The 20188-nt window shown below is 47.9% G+C and carries 22 protein-coding genes; 11 read left to right on the top strand and 11 right to left on the bottom strand.

Annotation, left to right across the window (positions count from 1 at the left end):
* From Q0882_RS07550 to Q0882_RS07540, 3 genes are all read left to right on the top strand, one after another.
* The coding region (locus Q0882_RS07550; RefSeq protein WP_299179616.1) for a DUF1302 family protein at window positions 1-1473 on the top strand (1473 nt) is incomplete at its 5' end.
* 27 nt (window positions 1474-1500) lie between these two features.
* The gene (locus Q0882_RS07545; RefSeq protein ID WP_299179613.1) at window positions 1501-2808 is read left to right on the top strand and encodes a DUF1329 domain-containing protein; all 1308 of its coding nucleotides are present in this window, start codon (window positions 1501-1503) and stop codon (window positions 2806-2808) included.
* Between the two features lie 258 nt (window positions 2809-3066).
* Window positions 3067-3723 carry a cupin domain-containing protein gene (locus tag Q0882_RS07540; RefSeq protein WP_299179611.1) on the top strand — a complete coding sequence of 219 codons (657 nt, stop codon included), beginning with the start codon at window positions 3067-3069 and terminating at the stop codon, window positions 3721-3723.
* 12 nt (window positions 3724-3735) lie between these two features.
* Here the strand turns inward: Q0882_RS07540 and Q0882_RS07535 are convergent, their stop codons facing one another.
* A complete protein-coding gene (locus Q0882_RS07535; RefSeq protein ID WP_299179609.1) occupies window positions 3736-3945 on the bottom strand; it encodes a GDCCVxC domain-containing (seleno)protein in 210 nt (69 codons plus the stop codon).
* A gap of 660 nt (window positions 3946-4605) precedes the next feature.
* Between Q0882_RS07535 and Q0882_RS07530 the strand changes: the two genes are divergently transcribed.
* The 5 genes from Q0882_RS07530 to Q0882_RS07510 all read left to right on the top strand — a co-directional run bounded on the left by Q0882_RS07530 (window position 4606) and on the right by Q0882_RS07510 (window position 8189).
* Window positions 4606-5505 carry a DMT family transporter gene (locus tag Q0882_RS07530; RefSeq protein WP_299179607.1) on the top strand — a complete coding sequence of 300 codons (900 nt, stop codon included), beginning with the start codon at window positions 4606-4608 and terminating at the stop codon, window positions 5503-5505.
* Window positions 5489-6523 (top strand): GTP-binding protein, encoded by a 1035-nt coding sequence (locus Q0882_RS07525; RefSeq protein WP_299179605.1) that lies wholly within the window; start codon window positions 5489-5491, stop codon window positions 6521-6523. The genes Q0882_RS07530 and Q0882_RS07525 overlap by 17 nt, the downstream gene beginning before the upstream one ends.
* A gap of 75 nt (window positions 6524-6598) precedes the next feature.
* The gene (locus Q0882_RS07520) at window positions 6599-7090 is read left to right on the top strand and encodes a hypothetical protein (protein WP_299179603.1); all 492 of its coding nucleotides are present in this window, start codon (window positions 6599-6601) and stop codon (window positions 7088-7090) included.
* A 29-nt stretch (window positions 7091-7119) separates the two neighbouring features.
* Window positions 7120-7710: an SCO family protein gene (locus tag Q0882_RS07515; protein ID WP_299179600.1), complete on the top strand. Its 591-nt coding sequence runs from the start codon at window positions 7120-7122 to the stop codon at window positions 7708-7710.
* Between the two features lie 14 nt (window positions 7711-7724).
* Window positions 7725-8189, top strand: coding sequence for a copper chaperone PCu(A)C (locus Q0882_RS07510; RefSeq protein WP_299179597.1), 465 nt, complete (start codon window positions 7725-7727; stop codon window positions 8187-8189).
* A 128-nt stretch (window positions 8190-8317) separates the two neighbouring features.
* Here Q0882_RS07510 and Q0882_RS07505 read toward each other — a convergent pair whose 3' ends face one another.
* Both Q0882_RS07505 and Q0882_RS07500 read right to left on the bottom strand, forming a co-directional pair.
* A complete protein-coding gene (locus tag Q0882_RS07505; protein WP_299179594.1) occupies window positions 8318-8983 on the bottom strand; it encodes a methyltransferase domain-containing protein in 666 nt (221 codons plus the stop codon).
* 191 nt (window positions 8984-9174) lie between these two features.
* The gene (locus Q0882_RS07500; protein ID WP_299179591.1) at window positions 9175-9939 is read right to left on the bottom strand and encodes a metallophosphoesterase family protein; all 765 of its coding nucleotides are present in this window, start codon (window positions 9937-9939) and stop codon (window positions 9175-9177) included.
* A gap of 151 nt (window positions 9940-10090) precedes the next feature.
* Here Q0882_RS07500 and Q0882_RS07495 point away from each other — a divergent pair, with 151 nt between their 5' ends.
* The gene (locus Q0882_RS07495; RefSeq protein ID WP_299179588.1) at window positions 10091-11623 is read left to right on the top strand and encodes a choice-of-anchor I family protein; all 1533 of its coding nucleotides are present in this window, start codon (window positions 10091-10093) and stop codon (window positions 11621-11623) included.
* Window positions 11624-11778: 155 nt separating this feature from the next.
* The gene (locus Q0882_RS07490; protein WP_299179585.1) at window positions 11779-12612 is read left to right on the top strand and encodes a mechanosensitive ion channel domain-containing protein; all 834 of its coding nucleotides are present in this window, start codon (window positions 11779-11781) and stop codon (window positions 12610-12612) included.
* A 71-nt stretch (window positions 12613-12683) separates the two neighbouring features.
* On the opposite strand, the gene Q0882_RS07485 is transcribed toward Q0882_RS07490, so the two are convergent.
* From Q0882_RS07485 to Q0882_RS07475, 4 genes are all read right to left on the bottom strand, one after another.
* A complete protein-coding gene (locus Q0882_RS07485; RefSeq protein WP_299179582.1) occupies window positions 12684-13172 on the bottom strand; it encodes a nuclear transport factor 2 family protein in 489 nt (162 codons plus the stop codon).
* A 13-nt stretch (window positions 13173-13185) separates the two neighbouring features.
* Entirely contained in the window at window positions 13186-13386 is a 201-nt protein-coding gene (locus tag Q0882_RS16750) for a 2Fe-2S iron-sulfur cluster binding domain-containing protein (RefSeq protein ID WP_366915920.1), read from the bottom strand.
* A gap of 6 nt (window positions 13387-13392) precedes the next feature.
* Window positions 13393-14766, bottom strand: a complete 1374-nt coding sequence (locus Q0882_RS07480) for a pyridoxamine 5'-phosphate oxidase family protein (RefSeq protein ID WP_299179579.1) — start codon at window positions 14764-14766, stop codon at window positions 13393-13395.
* Window positions 14767-14832: 66 nt separating this feature from the next.
* A complete protein-coding gene (locus Q0882_RS07475; RefSeq protein ID WP_299179576.1) occupies window positions 14833-15390 on the bottom strand; it encodes a carboxymuconolactone decarboxylase family protein in 558 nt (185 codons plus the stop codon).
* A 150-nt stretch (window positions 15391-15540) separates the two neighbouring features.
* On the opposite strand from Q0882_RS07475, the gene Q0882_RS07470 reads away from it, so the two are divergent.
* Complete coding sequence (locus Q0882_RS07470) at window positions 15541-16440, top strand: LysR substrate-binding domain-containing protein (protein WP_299179573.1); 900 nt, start codon at window positions 15541-15543, stop codon at window positions 16438-16440.
* A 47-nt stretch (window positions 16441-16487) separates the two neighbouring features.
* Here the strand turns inward: Q0882_RS07470 and Q0882_RS07465 are convergent, their stop codons facing one another.
* From Q0882_RS07465 to Q0882_RS07450, 4 genes are all read right to left on the bottom strand, one after another.
* On the bottom strand, window positions 16488-17015 hold the full coding sequence (locus tag Q0882_RS07465) for an elongation factor P hydroxylase (RefSeq protein WP_299179570.1): 528 nt from the start codon (window positions 17013-17015) through the stop codon (window positions 16488-16490).
* Window positions 17016-17025: 10 nt separating this feature from the next.
* Window positions 17026-17742, bottom strand: coding sequence for a hypothetical protein (locus tag Q0882_RS07460; RefSeq protein WP_299179567.1), 717 nt, complete (start codon window positions 17740-17742; stop codon window positions 17026-17028).
* A 138-nt stretch (window positions 17743-17880) separates the two neighbouring features.
* A complete protein-coding gene (gene soxB / locus Q0882_RS07455) occupies window positions 17881-19656 on the bottom strand; it encodes a thiosulfohydrolase SoxB (protein ID WP_299179564.1) in 1776 nt (591 codons plus the stop codon).
* 95 nt (window positions 19657-19751) lie between these two features.
* Window positions 19752-20174 carry a hypothetical protein gene (locus Q0882_RS07450; RefSeq protein ID WP_299179561.1) on the bottom strand — a complete coding sequence of 141 codons (423 nt, stop codon included), beginning with the start codon at window positions 20172-20174 and terminating at the stop codon, window positions 19752-19754.
* Window positions 20175-20188: the final 14 nt, after the last annotated feature.

Below are 20188 nucleotides of genomic sequence, written 5' to 3'. Positions count from 1 at the left end.
TTCCATAAGCCGATTGAGTCTGATAGCTGGAGTAATGTCAGCATCAACGGTGTGCTGCGAGGCAGCTACGACGGTGTTTATGACCTGAACGATAACGAGTTCGGTAAAGATGCCCAGGAAAACTACCTGGGTGAGAACTGGCACCCGGGAGGGAATACGGCTGCCGATATTTTGCTTTCAGCAGGAACCCCTTTCCCCTGTGAAAACGATCCGGTTAAGTGTAAGAACCTTGACGGTTATATGGATGAAGATGAGAGCGATGCCAAGTTCCCGGAGTTTAATGACCGCTTAGACTTCCTGCGTGAGTTCTATATCACCGCAGATAAGCAGTTGGATAACGGCGACATCTTCAACATCACCTTCGGTAAGCAGCAGGTGGTCTGGGGTAAAACCGACCTGTTCCGTGTACTGGATGTGATCAATCCGGTGGATTACTCCCGTCATAATATCTATGACGAGTTAGAGGATATCCGTATCCCACAGTGGATGCTGACCGCTGAGTGGCGTATGGGGCCTAACGATGTGTTGGATGACTCCAACCTCTCCTTTATCTGGAACATCGATAAGTTCCGTCCGAATAACCTGGGTACCTGTGGACAATCGTATAAGATCATTGATGCGGGCTGTTTCTTCAGCTCTTCAGCGGCGATTGCACCGGTTATCCATGATGTGGAAGAGCCTAACTGGAGTCTGGACAACACGCAGTTCGGTGTGAAGTGGGAAGGTGTATATAAAGACACCACATTCTCATTGAATGCGCTGCACTACCGTCAGCAGCTACCCTCTCTGCACTTCAGAGCCAATACGGCTTTCAACCCAATGAATCCATTGGCTCCGGGTAACTTTCCATTCATGGATGATGGTGTATTTGACATTAAATTCCCACGGGTGACCCTGCTGGGTGGTTCGATCGATTACTACTCCATGGATATGGATGCGGTCTGGCGTCTTGAAGTGGCCTACACCGAAGGTGAAGAGCAGCCACGTGACCTGAACGGTCATAAAGAGACCGATATGCTGCGCTACGTGATCGGCTTCGATAAGAACCTGGTGATCCCATCGTTGGGTACCTCCAGCGCCTTCCTGATCTCTACACAGCTGTTTGGTGAACATATCCTCGATCATGAAGTGGATATGCCAAACGATGAAGATAACTGGATCGCAACCGGTCTGTTCAAAGGTTGGTACAAGAACAACCGTTTGAGCCCACAGATCATCGTTGCACATGACTTTGCGGCCAAAGCGACCGCGATTGCGCCAAGTGTCTCATGGACACCGGATAACCACTGGATGTTCAACGTCGGTCTGAATGTGAAAGTCGGTGGTGATGAGAAGTTCCCATGGGGGGCGACTGGGCTTGTTGGTCAGCCGGGCGTACCGCAGTATGAACCACTGGCACGCTTCACAAACGGTCCGATCGGTGTAGCCAATCAGGAAGATGAGATTCAGTTCACTGTGCGTTACAGCTTCTAACTTATGATAATAAAAAGGAAAATTCTGATGAAAAAAGCAGTACTAAGTTTGATGGTTGCCGGTGTTATTGCCGCGCCTGCTTTTGCAGCAACATTGGAAGATGTTGAGAATTCATTCTACCCCTACAAGAACGGCAGCAAAGAGTTCGCAAACCTGAAAGCGGGTATGACAATTAACCAGAGTAATGTGGATTCGGTTAAAGATGCATTAGACCCAGCAATGTATCAGTTCATCAAAAACGGTGACTACGAGATTCGCGTCGGGGATACAACCTCATTTGACCTGCATGAAAGCTATGTCGAAGCAACACGCAAAAACCTGAACACCACGACATTGGGTGAGCAGCCCGGTGATATTCAGGGCTTCGTCGCAGGACGCCCTTTCCCGGAAGAGCCCTCTGTAGATGACCCGCGTGCAGGTGAAAAAATGGCGTGGAACTTCAAGTACGGTTACAACTGGGGTGATACCGGTGCGGTCTATCCGTTCTACTGGAAGTTCCGTGATATGGCGTCCGGTAAACAGGAACGTATGCTGAAATTTAACTTCCACTTTCTGAATTACAAGCACCGTGTAAAGCAGGAGCCTATCGGTGATATCACGCCGAACCCATCTAACCTTTTCCGTGGTATCTACGTACAGGTACTGGAACCGTTTGATGTAAAAAATACACAGCTGCTGATCCAGCGTTCCGAAAATGACTTAAAGCGTGATAATGCCTATCTCTATCTGGGCTTCCAACGCCGTGTTCGTCGTCTCTCCAGTGGTCAGACAACCGATGCCTTCCTCGGTTCAGATCTAATGATCGAGGACTTTGAGGGTTACAACGGACGCATCAGTGATATGAACTGGACCTACAAAGGGACACGTTACATGCTGATGCCTTACTACAACCATAACGAACAACCTCTGGACGCCGAAACACATAAAGATGATGAAGGCTATCAGGTGGTGAGCTTCACCGGTAAAGGGCAATGTTTCCCTAACGTAAGCTGGCAGGTGCGTAAGGTCTACGAGGTTGAATCATCTCCGGTTGATCCAAACCACCCGCTGTCTAAGCGAGTCCACTTTATGGATGCACAGACCTTCGCTATTCCACGTACCAATGCATATGACCGTAAAGGTGAACTCTGGAAGATCTTCACCATTGGTCAGTCTCACCCTGATTTCCACCTGCCTGCAAACAAAGGTACAGGGGTATCAATCGATGACGCATTCTCCATGGTCGATCTGCAAGCTAATCACTGTACTACCGGTCAGTTCAAAGGCCAGCTTGATCCTAAGCTAAGCCCTGAGCAGAAGTTTTCGGTACAGAATCTGCGGGCATCAGGCCGCTAGATCGGTCATACAACCCTTAGCAGCATCATAACGATCAACATCACTTTTGCCCGGCCTATGCCGGGCTTTTTTATGCTTTTAAAAGGCAGAAATTGATTAGATGAACTGGGAACGACAAGAAACACTAGCTGTCTATCTGATAACTCATCTAAACTTTAGTCATTACCACGGGCCTGAGTCCGTTCAATCCTCCGCCGTTTGGAATTAGGCGGACACCTGTAATCAATTTAACGGCCGGAAGGCGGCGTAGGGTATGTGATGCTTAATATGGATTTTTCACAGCGTATCGTTATCGATACCAATACAATTGAGTGGCTACCCAGCCCGGCAAAAGGGGTCTGGCGCAAACCACTGGCCAGAGAGGATAAAGAATCAGGCCATGCCACCAGTATTGTCCGCTACGATCCCGGCTCCCGCTTCACATCACACCCTCATCCCAATGGTGAAGAGATACTGGTTCTGGAGGGGGTCTTCTCTGATGAAACCGGTGACTATCCTGCCGGAAGCTATATCCGCAATCCTCCCGGTAGTACCCATGCGCCATACAGTGACGAGGGGTGTATCATTCTGGTTAAACTGGAGCAATTTGCCACGGGAGATAGCCAGGAGGTTAAGATCAAAACCCGCGAACAGACTTGGCAACCCGGCCAAGGTAAACTTGAAGTGATGCCCCTGCATGACTTCGAAGGTGAGCATACCGCCCTTGTCAGATGGCCCGCAAACGAACGTTTTCAGCCGCACAAACATTTTGGTGGGGAAGAGATACTGGTTCTGTCAGGCACCTTTCAGGATGAACTCGGCATCTACCCTGCCCTCAGCTGGATCCGTAACCCACATATGAGTGAGCACTATCCCTTTGTAGAGGAAGAAACCATCATCTGGGTAAAGGTTGGTCACCTGCCGATAAGCCTGTAACAACGTTCGGGGTTAATCAGTGCAGCAAGTACCGTTAGCCTGAACGGGCGGACAGTTCACTGAACCGTAGGAACAAAAGACACAACAATCGCCCGAAAGGGGTTTAAGCACTTTGTGGCATTGGACGCACTCATAGAACCATTGGCAGTAGTTATCCGGCATGATCTCCTTATGTTGGAATCCACACTCAGGACAGGTCAGTAGAGACTCGTAAACAATCATCTGGCTCCCTCTGATCACTCAAGCTCATATTCAGTTTATTTAGTTATAGCCTTCAAATAAGGATACTAAAAAAAAAACCGGAGCCCTCGCGGGTCCGGTTAAGCAATTTGCTTCAATGACAAGAGCCTGTGCTTATTGCACCTGCGGAGGCGTAGGTGCAGACACATACACGAATATGCAATATCTCTATTACCAGGCGGTGAAGCCAGTGAGGGGAGCCCTCCGCCTGCCGTGTTGGTACCCATAATATACGAATGAGAATGATTTGCAACACTATTTATTAAAAATATCTTCCTTCGTAAATACCCTCTAATCCTGTAAACCAACAACCTTTTGAGTCAAAGGGCCTGGAATGAAAAAAGCCGGATCGAGTGATCCGGCTTTAGGAGTAAACTGAACTGGTGAGAATTCAGCTTAGGATATTGATATTCGAGGGGAAGTATCAATATCTGTACCAGCTTCCAGTGAGCATTGAAAGCGGTACAAGTTTCGGTAATGTTGTGAGGTGAGGTCGTCCATTGCCTATCACTTATGAGCGACTACGATATTAATGATATTGATAACGATTTGCAATAGCGTTTATTTATTTTTATTTTACCTCCTCTCTGGATAAGAGTAGCGTATGCGCCTTTCCAATTTAGCCTGCTAGAAAAAGAGATAATGCACTCAAAAAAACTACAAGCCGACCTAATGCTTCTATTGGTTGCGATCATCTGGGGTTTTGCTTTTGTTGCACAACGACTAGGGATGGAATCTCTAGGTCCCTTCGGCTTTAACGCACTGCGGTTTATGCTTGGAGCCTGTTCTTTACTCCCCCTACTTCTCTTCTTTAAAGCCCCCTCATCACACTGCAATAAGAGATTATTGAAAAGTGGCTTGCTTGCAGGGGGGGTATTGTTTGCTGGCGCCTCTCTACAACAAGCCGGATTGGTTTATACAACCGCAGGAAACGCTGGATTCATTACCGGACTCTATATCATTTTAGTGCCGGTACTTGGGCTGTTAATTGGCCAAACAACCATAGTTAATACCTGGATCGGTGGATTACTGGCAGTTGCAGGGCTTTATCTACTGAGCTTTCAGGACCTGAGCACGATTAACTTCGGTGATATCCTGGAACTTTTAGGTGCGATCTGCTGGGCGGCCCACGTACTACTCATCGCAAAACTCGCTCCCAAAGTAGACAACCTCAGACTGGCTATCTCCCAGTTTATCGTTTGCGCCATACTCAGTGGCCTCGTTGCCCTATTTATTGAAGCCGATAGCTTTACAGTTGATAACGCCCTTCTCTCCTGGGCACCAATCGCATATGCCGGACTGATCTCAGTCGGTATCGCTTATACTTTGCAGATCGTTGCCCAGAAGCATGCTCCACCTGCACACGCAGCCATTATAATGAGCTTAGAAGCCGTTGCTGCTGCCTTCGGCGGTTGGCTCATGTTGGATGAACAGTTTAGTACCGCAGGAATTGCCGGGTGCTCTTTCATGTTGCTAGGTATGCTGATCTCACAGCTACCCGCGCTTAGGAAACGAGAGAAGATCAATGCCAAAATTGACTGATATACCGACCAATATCATCACCGGTTTCCTCGGGGTCGGTAAAACCACTGCGATCAATGCACTGTTAGCCAACAAACCCACGAATGAGAAATGGGCAGTGCTGGTTAATGAATTTGGGCAAATCGGAATTGATCAGGCAGCACTGGAGAATCAGATTGAAGGGGTTGCTGTTAAGGAGCTTGCAGGGGGGTGCATCTGCTGCGCCTTGGGTCCTGCCCTAACCACCACATTGGCAATGCTACTGAGACGGGTCAAACCTGACAGACTGATCATCGAACCAACAGGCATCGGTCACCCCGCCGGGATCATCGACACGCTCCAAAGTGAATACTTTCGTGAGGTTCTCGATCTACGATCTGTTATCTGTTTGCTCGACCCAAGATCAATCCAACAACCAGAGGCCATCGCTCAACCCACTTTTCAGGATCAGATAAACCTGGCGGATGTCATTGTTATCAATAAGACCGATCTTGCCGATCAAAAGCAGATCGCCAAAGCCGAGGGACACTGTAATGCTCTATTCCCTCCTAAACAGGCAATTATTAAAAGTGATCAGGGTAGATTCGAGCTCTCACTGCTAGATCTGGTGAGAAACGGCGAGCTTAAGAGTACGTATCCCAATGCTCACAACTCGGAGGTCAGACAGGTAACCTCACAACTGACATCCGATGAAGCGCCCATTCGGCTCAGCCCTCAACCAGGCTCACCGCTCTCGAAAGCTGCTGCCGCCAATAACCTCTACTCCTGTGGCTGGGTATTCTCCCCTGTTGAACGTTTTCAACTCAAAGAGCTGACTGACCTACTGGGGTCTATTCCCTCAGTACAACGTATAAAGGGCGTTTTTAATACAGACCAGGGGTGGATCTTTTATAACCAGGTCATCGATGAAGCAACATCTTCATCTATCGCATACCGAAGAGACAGCCGTGTCGAGATTATAGCGTCTGAATCTATAGAGTGGCCTTTGATCGAACAAAAACTCCTGAACTGTCGCCTCATAGGTAATACCGAAATCTAACCGTGCGACAATTTGTCACTTCTTTTAATATAGGGCGACCCCATACAATAGCCCGGTACTCGGATACAGATAGTTATGTCAGAACCTAAACAGGGTAAAAACACCCTCCTCCTTCAAATTATTATCACTCTTGCAGTGATCGTAGGTTTAGGACTTGCTCTCTATCTGCCTGAGCTGATCGCACAGAAGACGCCCCCACAATCTCGTATTCTGACATCAGCTCCCGGGTGCAGCCTCAACACCAGTAGCTGTATTGCCACTCACGAAGATCAGCAGATCAGCGTTACCATAAAATCTGACAACATTCGCTCAGCGACCCCTCTGGTTTTTGAGGTATCACTGAAAAATATCTCAGCCGATCAGGTGATGCTGGACCTTAAAGGTAAAGAGATGTTTATGGGGCTGAATCAGGTCATGATGAGACAAGTGCCCGACAGTGCAGGCCTTTGGCAAGCCGAAGTTACTCTGGCGGTGTGTACCACCGGTGAGATGACCTGGATCACTTCGGTCATAACCGAAGCTGAGGGTGATCTAACACAAGCAAATTTTGAATTTAACGCTCATTGATACTCAGTAAAGAGAATAGGACGACAGCAATGAAAGCACTCCGCAACCTACTTTTACTTACGGTATTCATGCTGGTTGGTGTCGCCATCGCATTCTACTTCCGCCCACAACCGGTCGAACAAAGAATCGCTCTTGGCGAACAATTGGGTGGCGATTTCACCCTGCAAGCGGAAAATGGCCCCCTCAGACTTGAGGATTACCGCGGCAAAGTTGTACTGTTCTTTATCGGTTATGCATCCTGCCCAGATATTTGTCCCACCGCTCTTGCTGTTGCGTCCCAAGGTTTAAAACGACTCAGCCAAACTGAGCAGCAGGAGGTTGCCGGTATCTTCATGAGTGTCGACCCTAAGCGAGACTCGCCGGAAAAGCTGGCAAAATATGCAGGCTTTTTCCACCCCAATTTCACCGGTGGCACAGCAGATCGGGAAACTATAGACAAAGTGGTCAAACAATATGGAGCCTTTTACCGTATGGTGGATCTTGATGGCTCAGCGATGGGCTATGCGGTTGATCACTCTTCACGACTATATGTCATCAATAAAGAGGGCAAGCTGGCAAAAGCCCTTGCTCATGCTACCAACCCGGATGCGTTGGCCGCTGAAATTCGCAACCTGCTGTAATCAAGGAATTATCGATGATTAAATCAATGTTACAACGTTCGTTTTTATTGGCCACTCTGTCAGCCGCCCCTTTTGCTATGGCTGAAGTCAGTGTCGAAAATGGGTATGCCCGAGCGGTTCCTCCAGGACAGATGAACAGTGCATCATTCATGATTATTAACAACAGTGATGCATCCGATATCCAACTAGTTTCCGGCAGTTCCAGCGTAGCTAAAGTCGTTGAACTTCATACACATACAAATGAAAACGGTGTAATGAAGATGCGTCAGGTTGAAACCATCACCGTTCCAGCCGAGGGTTCTGTAGCACTCCAGCCTGGTGGCTATCACATTATGCTTATTGGTCTGAAAACCGATCTTGCTGAGGGTGGAGAGATCGATCTTAAATTGAACTTTTCTGACGAAAGCAGCAAATTGCTTACGCTACCTGTTAAGAAAGTGATGGGAGGTATGCAAGGCCACCATCATAAACACCACTAGTAGAGTCTGTATTTAACGCCTTGTACATTGCAGGGCGTTTACCTTTTCTCAAGTCTACCCAACAATCAAAGCCTATCTCCCGAAGCAGAACAGACCAATGAGTGCTTTTATAACTTACTTGTCTGGATTCAATCCGTCGTTTTGATACGCAGAAATTTAAGTATATGTCCCTTGAACTCCTCCTTCAGAGAAGTGGACTGTTCAGGCTTCAGATGCGCGGAGGAGAAGCCGAATTCAATCATTTTTTTGCTCAGTTTGGTTTTACGTCCCCGACCTGGATCAACAATAATCACCTCACAGGTTTCGTTTGCATGACGTTCAATAAACGCTGCAAGAAGCTCAATATGTTGATCTTCATATAACAGATCACTACCTATAATGAGATCAAACCTCCCCAGGTTATCATCATCATCGGCCCAATCGACCCGCTCAAAAGCGATCTTGTCATCCTCATTCAATCGGGCGTTTCTTTCGAGAAACTTCTCCGCCTCGGGATGATAATCCGTCGCTGTAATATCCGCATGTTGTTTATTGAGAAGAAGGCTCGTCAGTGCCATGCCGCACCCCACCTCCAAAATCCTTTTTGATTCTGTCTGATACTCGTCAAGATAGTTCGCAAGGACTCGGCTAGAGGGCCAGATAACACCAAATATCGGCCAGGATGAGGATGATATTCCCAGTTTTTCAGCTTCACCATCAGGGTCATGGAACTCCTGACGATTACGTAAGGTACATAGATGGATATCGAGCTTCCCAAACTCAACGGTTTGATAGCATAAGCGAAGATCTGTCATTTGGCTGCCTCATAGTTTGATGCTCAGCCAGATATCCAGGATAAATGACAAATTGTGGGGATCACTCTAGGGTATAGTACTCAGCCTAAAAGACAACGTTGCAATTATGTTATGACCGCTCTTCTAATAATTTCGACTCTGGTAAAGCCTCGACACACTTAACGCTATCCAAGAATGAGGTGTTAACCAACCTAGATCTCAATATTCAATGCTCGCCCACACGCCTGCCCTGCAGCCACCTCGATCGGATAGCCACCTGGATTAGCGACAACTCGGGTTCCCCGACAGGTTATATCAACCGCTTCATGAACGTGCCCATGAATCCAGAGAGACATCTGTCCCATCATCGAATACAGATCAGAGGCAAAAGCGGGGGATAACATATCCCCTTGATACTGCAGCGGAATACACTGCTCTAAAGGAGCGTGGTGACTAATGACAACGGTTTTTCCGTCAAACTTGCCTGCCAATGCGATCTGAAGCCACTCCCTGCAGTGGTGATGTAGCCTGATACTTTCATCCACACTAAATAGCTCACCCGGGTTCTGCAGGATATTACGAAAGTCTGGTATCCTCTCCGCCGCCTGAGCTTTGATAACCTCAGTCGGATAATCCTCATTTTCTTGATAAAGCTGGAAATCGGTCCACAGCGTTGTACCTAAAAATCGGACACCATCAATGATCTTCTCACCATTATCAAGCAGATGAATATCAAGTTTCTGGGCACAGATTTGAAGCTGATAGCGAAGATCAGATAGATGGGAACCATAGAACTCATGGTTGCCAGGTACATAGATAATCGGGTTGTACGGAAACTGCTTTCTGGCCCATGTCAGCCCCTGAGTGCCATTGTGAATATCACCAGCCAGGATGATGATATCAGCCTCATCCGTGTTGAGATCTCGCCCTTCAGGAAAGCACTCCAGATGAAGGTCTGAATAGATTTGCAGGCGCATCGCGGCTCCAAAAGAAAAAATATTCCACACAGCCTACTCCGTTAACCTGGGATGCACCACTTAATCAAGCCGTCATCGTTCCGTCAAATAACTGCAACACCTATAGACCAGAATCAAGCGTTACCCCTGACCGATTTACGGAGCAAAACAAATGAATAAGCACCTACTGCCCGCCAGCATCGCACTGGCCCTGTCTGTATCAATCTCGACAGTCTCCCATGCAGATATCTCTGTTACACAACTGGGGCAGTTTAAAGAAACGATTGGCGCATGCAGTGCTGAGGATGCTGAAAGCTGTACCGAGATCTCAGCCTACAGCAGATCAGCCAATCGCCTATATGTCACGAATGCTGAAGAGAATGGTCTGCGTATACTGGAGATCGACGAAACAGGTTCATTGAGTGAAAACAGCTTTATCGATCTGAGCCCATACGGTGGTGGTCCTAACAGTGTCGCGGTCTTTGAAGAGTTTGTCGCTGTCGCGATTGAAGCGGAAACCAAACAGGATAAGGGTGTCGTTGTTATTTTTGATCTGGATGGCAACCCGCTGGAGCAGATTGAAGCGGGGGCTCTGCCCGATATGTTGACCTTCACACCCAACGGCCAATACCTGTTGGTTGCTAATGAGGGCGAACCGAATAAAGCCTATGATGTAGATCCTGAAGGCTCTGTCACCGTAATCAAAACCTCTGACTGGTCAGCAGTACAGGCCGATTTCAAGGAGTTTAACGACTCTCGCCTTAAAGATGTACGTATTTTCGGTCCTAACGCCAGCGTTGCACAGGATCTTGAGCCTGAATACATCGCGGTTGATGCAGACTCCAAAACTGCCTGGATAAGCCTTCAGGAAAACAATGCACTGGCAAAGCTAGATATCGCCTCCGCCACTATCACTGATATCTATGGACTGGGTTATAAAAAACATCACCAGAAACGCAACGCATTTGATGCTAGCAATAAAGATGAGGGCATTAACATCCAAAGCTGGCCAACACAGGGAATGTACCAGCCGGATGCTATTGCGACTTATGAGCGTGACGGCAGTACCTTCATTCTCACTGCCAATGAGGGTGATGCTCGTGACTATGACGGTTATAGCGAAGAGGTACGTGTAAAAGATCTAACCCTGGATGCAAAAGCGTTCCCAAATGCAGAAACACTGCAGCAAAGTGCTCAACTGGGGCGTTTAAAAACGACTCTGGCTACCGGTGACAAAGATCAGGACGGTGACCATGATGAGATATATTCTTACGGTGCTCGCTCCTTCTCTATCTGGAACCAGAATGGTAAACAGGTTTTCGATTCTGGCAACCAGTTCGAAATCACCATTCAAAAGTACGCTGAAAGCGATCAAGCTAACTGGGTAGACAGCCGCAGTGATGATAAAGGCCCGGAACCCGAATCGATCACAACCGGTACTATCGCGGATGAAACCTATGCGTTTATTGGCGCAGAACGTACCAACGATATCTTTATCTATAAGATCAGTAACCCGTCACAGCCTTCAGGTCAGGCCTTTGTCAATCTTGATTGGCGCCCTTCTGATTACGCTAATGAGAATGATCCTTTTGTAAATGATATCGGCCCGGAAGGACTCTTGTTTGTAGATGACAAAGGCTGGTTAATCGTCACCAGTGAGATCAGCAATACTGTGTCAGTCTATAAAGTTAACGTAACTGAATAATCCTGATTGAAAGAATAACTGATGCCCCGCCAGCAGTGCGGGGCATTTTTCCTCATTCAGAAAACGAAAACAGCTCAGATTAAGCCCTGCTTAATCCACGATTAAGCCTCTGTTCTATACTGTTCTGCAATCCATCTTCTACGGGGTTGAATAACATGGAACTTCTCGACAGCTCGGACTTTAACCAGCACCTACCGGCGATTATCGCCTGGACCACTAATATCCTACTAGCCATAGCTATCCTAATCATAGGCTTCTGGCTAGCCGGTCGTATCGGCAGATTTGTCGCTGACATCGGTCAACAACACAAACATCTGGATGACACTCTGTTTCGATTCCTGGGTAGCCTGACTCGCTATCTGATTCTCGCCTTTGTGATTATCGCCGTATTAAACCGCTTCGGGGTTGAAACTACATCAATCGTGGCGCTTCTGGGTGCAGCGGGGCTAGCAGTCGGACTTGCACTTCAGGGCACCCTATCAAATTTAGCAGCAGGCGTGATGCTGCTGGTTTTTCGCCCCTATAAAGTGGGAGATTTTATCGATGCAGGGGGTTGTTTTGGTAAAGTCACTGAGATCGATATGTTTACCACAATCATGGAAACGTTCGACCATCAGCAGATCATCATCCCCAATAGTCAGATCTGGGGAGAGAAAATCATCAATCACTCCCACTATGAGATCCGCGGTGTCGATATGCACTTTGGAATCGCTTACGATGAGAATGTTGATGCCGCCAGAGCCGTCATCACAAAAGTTATCTCAGAGCATCCACATGTTCTGCAAACTCCAGCACCCTTTATTGAGGTTGAAACCCTAAACGACAGCTCAGTCGACTTTCTGGTTCGCCCCTTCTGCAAGGGAGAGCACTACTTCGATATCCTCTACTCGGTTCCAGAACAGATTAAAAAGGCGTTGGATGATAACAATATCGAGATTCCATTCCCTCACCGCAAGGTGATTCTCGTCAACGAACCCCAACAGGGATAAGACCTTTCGACCAATTTAACCATGCATTTGTAAACAAACACCCGGTGCGGCATCGCTCCGGGTGTTTTGTTTTATAGGCCCAATTCACTGAGACCTGGATGATCATCTGGGCGTCGCCCCTGAGGCCATCTAAATTTACGTTCCTGTTCAGAGATTCTGACGTCATTGATGCTGGCATGCCGCTCCACCATCAGACCTTTATCATCAAATAGCCAGTTTTCATTGCCATGTGACCGATACCACTGATTATCAGTATCTTGCCACTCATAAACAAAACGCACCGCAATCCTATTATCCTCATATGCCCACAGCTCTTTAATCAAACGGTATGCCTGCTCTTTCTCCCACTTAGCAGTAAGGAAACGAACAATCTCATCCCGTCCTGTGAGGAACAGATCACGGTTACGCCACAGGCTGTTTATACTATACGCCAATGCCACTTTTTCAGGCTGGCGACTATTCCATCCATCCTCAGCCAAACGGATTTTCTGGATCGCCTCCTCTCGAGTGAACGGAGGGATAGGTTGGCGAATATTCTCTACGGCCAGATCGGTTTTCATAATCTAATCCTTTTTAAATATCTAATTTCAAAAAATCATTTCGACTGCGTGATACACAGGGGCAGAACATCCCCTTTTCCTCTTTATCAGCGCTGCTAAGACAGTGATCACGATGATCAGGCTCTCCTTGCAACACCCTGACTGAACAACTTTTGCAAGCACCACTGCGGCAGCTGTGAGCCAACTCAACTCCACTCTCCAGAATTGCATCCAGTACGGTTTACTCTGCCTCAACCTCGATTGAGAAGCCACTTTTAGCCAATTCAACAGTCATGGGGGTATCGCTGCTTTTTTTAGTCGCACTAAACTGCTCAAATCGAAGCTGCTCGCTAGCCACCCCTGCGTCTAGGGCTTCCCTCTGTATTGCTGACAGCAGTGAGTCTGGGCCACAGGCATAGATGACACAGTCCCTGTTTAAAGTTCTCATCAGCTCCGTAAGGGCTAAGCGCTCCCCTTGGTCACTCCGATAGAAAAAGCTTCGCCCCTTGAACTCTCTATGCAGGCGGTCATAAAACGCCATCTCCCGCTGACTTCGACCCGAATAATGAAGTTCAAACTGCACCCCTCTGTGCAGCAATTGCTGTGCCATCGCTTTTATCGGGGTGATACCAATCCCCCCTGCGATCAGCACTGCTGGGCGCTGATCCTCATGCAAAGTAAAAAAGTTCTGCGGCGGCTGACAATGGAGTAACTGCCCTAGTCCTATCGATTGATGAATGGATACAGAGCCACCACGCCCACTCTCCTCTTTGAGTACGGCAATCTCATAAATATCACGACGCTCAGGATTGGAGCAGATCGAATAGTGCCGGTAGGCCAAACTATCATCGACTAAATGAACCGGAATCTGAAGATGCGCCCCCGCTTCCACACGGGGTAGATCAGTTCCATCCGGATTACGGAGCTCATAGGCCCGGACTCGGGGTGTGAGCTGCCTGATACCAGTTACCTCCAACGCTAAAGGACCATCACCTAATTTGGAACGGTGAGGATAGATCGGTTGATCTGACTGTGCTTTGAGGCGCTTATTTTCCTCGATCACAGGTGCGACCAACGGCTCTATCTCCTGCTCGGTAAAACGTGGGGTAATATGTTGTGGGCAGTTCCAATCAAAGGCTTCAATTTTTATCCGGAAAGCGCGCTCTACCTCCGCACGGTAGTGTTCAACCTCTAATCTGGCAAGCGTATCCCAATCATGAGGATCCACTTGCTCAATTCTCCCCATCAGTTTCAGCCGACGCCGATTGGGGTAATCCATAAAGAAGAGAGATACCCGATTATTGGTTCTGAAATTACCAGTACTAACGTATTGACGATTACCTGAATAATCGGAAAAGCCCAATGTTGATGCGTCCAATACCCGCATAAACCCTTTAGGGCCTCCACGATGCTGAACATAGGGCCAACCGGTTTCACCCACACTCGCAATATAGAAGCTGTCCCTTTGTTCAATAAACTCAGCTTCGTAATCAGATAACAGATAGTTGTAATCCTCGCCCTCATCCATACTGGCATAGCCTGAACGACTATTCAGTTCAGTCTGTACCTTTCTGACAGTGTCGGTGAACGCGATCTGTGCATACTTATGAGCCATGATTACCCTCTCCTCTACTTTTTATTACCTGGGCCCGAAACTGAAAAAAGCGGGCTGGGACACCCGCTAAAGGGGAAATGAAGATGCCTGTTGAAGCTCTACTTTAGGAAAGTCAATCTCAACACGGCTCGCTTTACCCAAGATATTGGTAAGTAGATTCATACCTACGTGGGTGATGATCTCGACGATCTCAGCATCGTTGTAACCCGCATTTCTCACCTCCAGTAGCTCAGCTGTCGTCACCGCTCCACTATGCTCAGCTAAAGATCTCGCAAACTTCACAGCAACGGCGGCTTTTGCATCCTGGCTCCCTCCAGCACGGTTTGCTTCGATCTCCGAACTGGATAATCCCGCTTTACGTCCAATCGCCGTATGCGCTGAGACACAGTATTCACACGCATTCTGCTCAGCCAGTCCAAGCGCAATTCGTTCGCGGGTTTGTGGATCCAATGCGCCCTCATTAGCAATCCCGTGGAGTCCTAAAAATGCTCTCAGTGCCGCTGGCGAGTTGGCAAACACCTTTAGAAAATTAGGCACCATCCCCAGCTGCCCCTGAATGGCATCAAATAGTGCTGTCTGCTCGTTGTTTGCCTGTTCCGCTGTAACTAAATTGATACGGCTCATCTCTCTATCCTCAACTGAATTAAGTTATGCAGCGGCATTCAAATCCGCTTGCCTATGGTGTGAATCCAGTTTGACAATTACCCTTAACAAACAGAATACTCACTACAATTAAATAACTATTCCATTTATTGGAATAATAGAGATAGCTATATGGATCAGTTTCATCTCATGACAGTATTTGTCGCCGTTGCGGAGGAACGGGGCTTCTCTGCAGCCAGCCGCAAACTAAATATCTCCCCACCAGCAATCACACGTGCGATTGCGACACTGGAAGAGAATCTGGGGGTGAAGCTGCTTACCCGAACAACTCGCTATGTGCGGACGACCGATGCAGGCGAACGCTATCTGGAGGATGCCCGCCGCATTTTGCAACAGGTGGAGATGGCGAATGAAGCAGCGATTGGTATCAATCGCGAACCCAAAGGGCATCTCAGCATTACAGCGCCAGTACTCTTTGGTCAGAAGTTCATCCTCCCCGGGATCACCGAATATCTCAACAGATATCCAGACACACAGGTCGATGCCGTCTTTCTTGACCGTGTTGTCAATCTGCTGGAGGAGGGATTTGATCTGGGAATACGTATTGGCCACCTCCCAGACTCAACCATGCGGGCAAAAAGAGTCGGCAGTGTTCGGCTTCACTGTCTGGCATCACCGGAATATATTGCACAAAATGGTATCCCACAGTCACCTGAAGAGCTTAGTTATCACACAACAATAATGACAACGGCCAGCAGTCTGTCTCATGACTGGCAGTTCACTCTCAATGGGAAAAACCGAATCCAACGCTTGAAGCCCCGATTGAAAGTATCTACAAATCAGGCAGCCATTGAAGCGGCTAAACAGCACCTGGGGATTATCCGAACCCTCTCATATCAGGTCTCAGACGAGTTACAGGCAGGTGAGCTTAAAATAGTTTTGGAGCAATACGAACCGGTAGCGATGCCCGTCCATATCCTGCACCGTGAGGGGCGCTATGAAAACAGTAAAGTAAGAGGACTGATTGATATCCTCGGTCGACGTCTTGAAGCGGATAAACACCTCAACTAGTCACCGCGCACTCCCCACTTCACACACGTGAGGAATAATCCAGAGCCCTAAAGGGAGAACTCCTCTTTAGCTAGAGGTTTTCTGCCACTGTGCAGACACAGAGCATCTACCAGCATACCAACCCGTTCCGGCAATCCCTGTTCCAGCAGTTGGTGTACGGTATGCAACACAGCCTTTTTAAAGCTTTCACTAGCACCTATATCGGCTGACAGGTTATCCGCACTGAAATTAAAATTATGTCCGGCAGCCTTCGACATTAACCATTCAAAGGCCTGCGGACGAACTTCAACCTTTTCAAACTCGGCCTGTTCGGCAGCAGTTCGGCCATCTGGTTTATACCAGTAACCAAAGTCCTCCAGCTTACGACGCTCAGGTCCGGCAACACACCAATGGGCTATCTCATGCAGGGCACTGGCATAGAAGCCATGGGCAAAAATGACACGATGATGTGGGTTATCTTGATCTGCTGGCAGGTAGATAGGCTCATCGTCACCCTTCACCAGTACCGTATTCAATGACTCTTTAAACAGTTGATTGAACAGCGAGATCAGTTCTTCTACTACAGGTTCTTTCACACGAGGCCTATCAGTTGCTCAGGTAGGGCTGCCAGGTATCTTGCTTCAGCCACCAGCTGTCACCATTTAAGCGGTTTACTCTGGAGGCAACATACCCTTTAACATCTTTATCTGCGCGCAACACTACTACTTCGTACTCAGCAGTACCAGTGCTGTCGCTCTCCTCTAACAGGTTCCATTGACCCTTATCAGCCAACCAGGTTTCCCCACTGTAGCGATGGTAACGGATCAGTACCCACTGCCCTTTCGCAGTGTAAGTTGACGTAATCCGGAAAGGACCATCCTGTACCTGACTGCTTAGTTCATTCGCCATCATCGTGATCTGATCCAAAACGCCGTTAAAAGCATCCGGCTGTGGCACCGATTCAGGGGAGCTCGTATCAGCCTCAGACACATAGTCCCCCAAAGCAGTTTGCAATGATTGCAATTGCATGGCGAGCGCCTGATTCTGTTGCTGCAGTTTGACAGATTGAGACTTGATCTGAAGTAGGTGGTCCTGAACTGCGGTCATTCGATTGGCTATCAATTCCAACTGGCCTGCAGCCTCTTCCGGGGAGGCTACATCAGCTTTATTTTGTGCCTGAGATGATGAATCTGGCTGAGCAGTCTGAACAGAACTGGGTATCTCTTGAGGTGATGCCGAAGACGTATCAGACTTCACACCTGCAGAGTTACAGGCGGTTAAGCATAACGTCAGCAGCAGCAATATTGATCGGGGTAAATTCACCTTCATTCTCCTGAAGTACCAAGCCACCAAATTCAGATCTGCCAATTTAAACAAAAATAGGCTACAACGGCGAGAACACATTAGGGCTTATAAGCAAAAAAGGGCCCTATGGCCCTTTTAGTATGAGTTACAGGTAGATCAGCTCATTTTAGGGTAAGCAGCGATACCTGGATTATCCGTCACATTTTTGAGTACCGGTGTATTCAGTTTATCAATACGGGCGACCTGCTTATCACGTAGATGTTCCGCAACCACATCCCAGATGATTGGACCATCCGACTTAGCCCCAACAGTAGCCCAACCCGAAACGGTATAGCTCTTGTTAGCATCAATAAGCTCACCGTTATCCAGACGCATCTCTGAAATTCGCTTGCCGATCGGTTGCATTGGATCACAGATATAATCAAAGCCACCCACACGCACCATATCCCCACCCGATTGCAGATAGGGTTCAGGGTTAAAGATATTATCAGCGACATCCTCCAGAATCAGTTTCAACTCAGATCCTTTCATCGGACGAACATAAGTCTCAGGATAGGTTAGGCAGGTCTGATCAAGAACATGCTCCATCGTCACCTTCTGCCCTTCCAGAACACTGGTACCCCAACGGAAACCTGGAGACAGGGAGATCTGGGCATTATTTTGCTCCATCAGAGCATTACAGATCACCTGATCAAAGGTGCCGTTAAAATTACCACGACGGAACATCACTTCATCTGCAACTGCCAGCTCTTCGCTAAGCCAATCAAGATGAGGAGCCCGGATATCATTGATCAGTTTTGCCATAGCCGGATCGGCCGGAAGTAGTTCCGAGAACACCGGCAACAGCCGATAGTTATAGCCCTTCACCTTGCCATTACGAATATCCAGATCCATGACACCGAGGAACTTACCATTGGAACCCACATTACAGACTAGGGTCTGACCTTTGGCATTCTTCACTGTGGTGGGTTTCGGCATGCCATCATGGGTATGACCACCCAGAATCACATCGATCCCGGTCACTCGGTTTGCCATCGCGATATCCACATCCATACCGTTATGCGAGATAACAACAACGGCATCCACTTTCTCTTCGGAGCGGATCTGATCAACCAACTCCTGCATCTCACTGTCATAGATATCAAACGTCCAATCCGGGATAAACCGGGCTGGATTGGCAATTTTGGTACGCGGGAATGCCTGACCAATAACAGCGATACGCGCGCCCCCTAGCTCTTTAATCGAATAGGGCTTGAAGACGTGACCCGTATCTTCATCGTGTATATATTCATCAGCGCCATCAAATAACGCATCTTCGGTTACAAAGATATTGTTCGCCAGGAACTCACCGTTGAATGCTTTGATGTTGTTAAGGATCTCCTCCTGATGATAGGTAAACTCCCAGTGACCGGTCATGATATCTACGCCCAGCTCATTAGTAGCCTTAACCATATCCATGCCACGAGTTTTGAACGAAGTTCCAGAACCCTGCCAGGTATCACCACCATCAAGTAACAACGTGTTGGCACTGCCGAAGCTTTCACGCAATCGGGTGACCAATGTTTTCAGATGAGAAAACCCGCCCACTTTACCGTACTGGCTGGCAGCATCCCCAAAGTTAAGATAGGTAAATGCATGGGCTTCCAAAGACCCCGAAGCGATCCCAAAATGATTCAGTAATTTATCACCTACCAGATGTGGCGCTTGACCATAAGCGGAGCCGATACCCAAATTCACATTGGGTTCACGAAAATAAACAGGGAGTAATTGGGCATGACAATCTGTCATGTGCAGCAATCTGACATTACCGCTTTTCGGCACTTCATAGAGTTCAGAAGGTTGTTTCTTTGCAGCAAACCCAGTTACTGGCAGCACGCCCGCTGCACCAGCCATGCCCAATAAACGAGCAAATTCACGGCGTGTCATAGACATATTAAATCACCCTAATGTTATGTCCTGAGGTAAAAAAAAGCCTGCAAACGTCTGTAACGTGGCAGGCATTTTCTCTGACGATTTCTGATCACCTCCTACTGAGGTACAGACAGGTGCCAGTTTTTCTGTGCGTAATGATACTGATCAATTCCGATCCGCGCGTGATACTTAGCCTGAGCAGCCAGATCCAACGCTTTCTGGTAATCTCCCTCATCAATCGCAGCTTGCGCATCTTTAAGAATGCCGCCGGTCAGTTTCCATTCGAAACCTAATTCAGCAACCTCTTTATTTTTTGCATTTGCTTTTGCCAGAAGATCTTCTGCATTTGTTTTTGTAGCTTGAACACGCGCCTCCAACTCCTCTTCATGGTTGGTGTGATACTTCCCACCATTCCAATCAAAGACATGGTCGTTTCCATACATAGCCCGGTTCATTTCAAACGCTTCCTGGAAGCTCTCTGCAGCTACAAATGTTGGTGCTAATGCCAGAGCAGCAGCAATAACTAAACCTTTCTTCATTTTGCCACCCTCCA

Source organism: uncultured Neptuniibacter sp. (assembly GCF_947498015.1).
Taxonomy (GTDB): domain Bacteria; phylum Pseudomonadota; class Gammaproteobacteria; order Pseudomonadales; family Balneatricaceae; genus Neptuniibacter.
Note: the sequence above shows the minus strand (reverse complement) of the source record. Positions and strands in the feature narration are given on the sequence as shown.

Coding starts and splice junctions, on each gene's coding strand:
- Q0882_RS07500 (WP_299179591.1), bottom strand. CDS start 9,939: ATGCGCCTGCAAATCTATTCAGACCTTCATCTGGAGTGCTTTCCTGAA.
- Q0882_RS07490 (WP_299179585.1), top strand. CDS start 11,779: ATGGAACTTCTCGACAGCTCGGACTTTAACCAGCACCTACCGGCGATT.
- soxB (WP_299179564.1), bottom strand. CDS start 19,656: ATGTCTATGACACGCCGTGAATTTGCTCGTTTATTGGGCATGGCTGGT.
- Q0882_RS07450 (WP_299179561.1), bottom strand. CDS start 20,174: ATGAAGAAAGGTTTAGTTATTGCTGCTGCTCTGGCATTAGCACCAACA.
- Q0882_RS07470 (WP_299179573.1), top strand. CDS start 15,541: ATGGATCAGTTTCATCTCATGACAGTATTTGTCGCCGTTGCGGAGGAA.
- Q0882_RS07545 (WP_299179613.1), top strand. CDS start 1,501: ATGAAAAAAGCAGTACTAAGTTTGATGGTTGCCGGTGTTATTGCCGCG.
- Q0882_RS07520 (WP_299179603.1), top strand. CDS start 6,599: ATGTCAGAACCTAAACAGGGTAAAAACACCCTCCTCCTTCAAATTATT.
- Q0882_RS07510 (WP_299179597.1), top strand. CDS start 7,725: ATGATTAAATCAATGTTACAACGTTCGTTTTTATTGGCCACTCTGTCA.
- Q0882_RS07480 (WP_299179579.1), bottom strand. CDS start 14,766: ATGGCTCATAAGTATGCACAGATCGCGTTCACCGACACTGTCAGAAAG.
- Q0882_RS07535 (WP_299179609.1), bottom strand. CDS start 3,945: ATGATTGTTTACGAGTCTCTACTGACCTGTCCTGAGTGTGGATTCCAA.
- Q0882_RS07515 (WP_299179600.1), top strand. CDS start 7,120: ATGAAAGCACTCCGCAACCTACTTTTACTTACGGTATTCATGCTGGTT.
- Q0882_RS07475 (WP_299179576.1), bottom strand. CDS start 15,390: ATGAGCCGTATCAATTTAGTTACAGCGGAACAGGCAAACAACGAGCAG.
- Q0882_RS07530 (WP_299179607.1), top strand. CDS start 4,606: ATGCACTCAAAAAAACTACAAGCCGACCTAATGCTTCTATTGGTTGCG.
- Q0882_RS07525 (WP_299179605.1), top strand. CDS start 5,489: ATGCCAAAATTGACTGATATACCGACCAATATCATCACCGGTTTCCTC.
- Q0882_RS07485 (WP_299179582.1), bottom strand. CDS start 13,172: ATGAAAACCGATCTGGCCGTAGAGAATATTCGCCAACCTATCCCTCCG.
- Q0882_RS07505 (WP_299179594.1), bottom strand. CDS start 8,983: ATGACAGATCTTCGCTTATGCTATCAAACCGTTGAGTTTGGGAAGCTC.
- Q0882_RS07495 (WP_299179588.1), top strand. CDS start 10,091: ATGAATAAGCACCTACTGCCCGCCAGCATCGCACTGGCCCTGTCTGTA.
- Q0882_RS07540 (WP_299179611.1), top strand. CDS start 3,067: ATGCTTAATATGGATTTTTCACAGCGTATCGTTATCGATACCAATACA.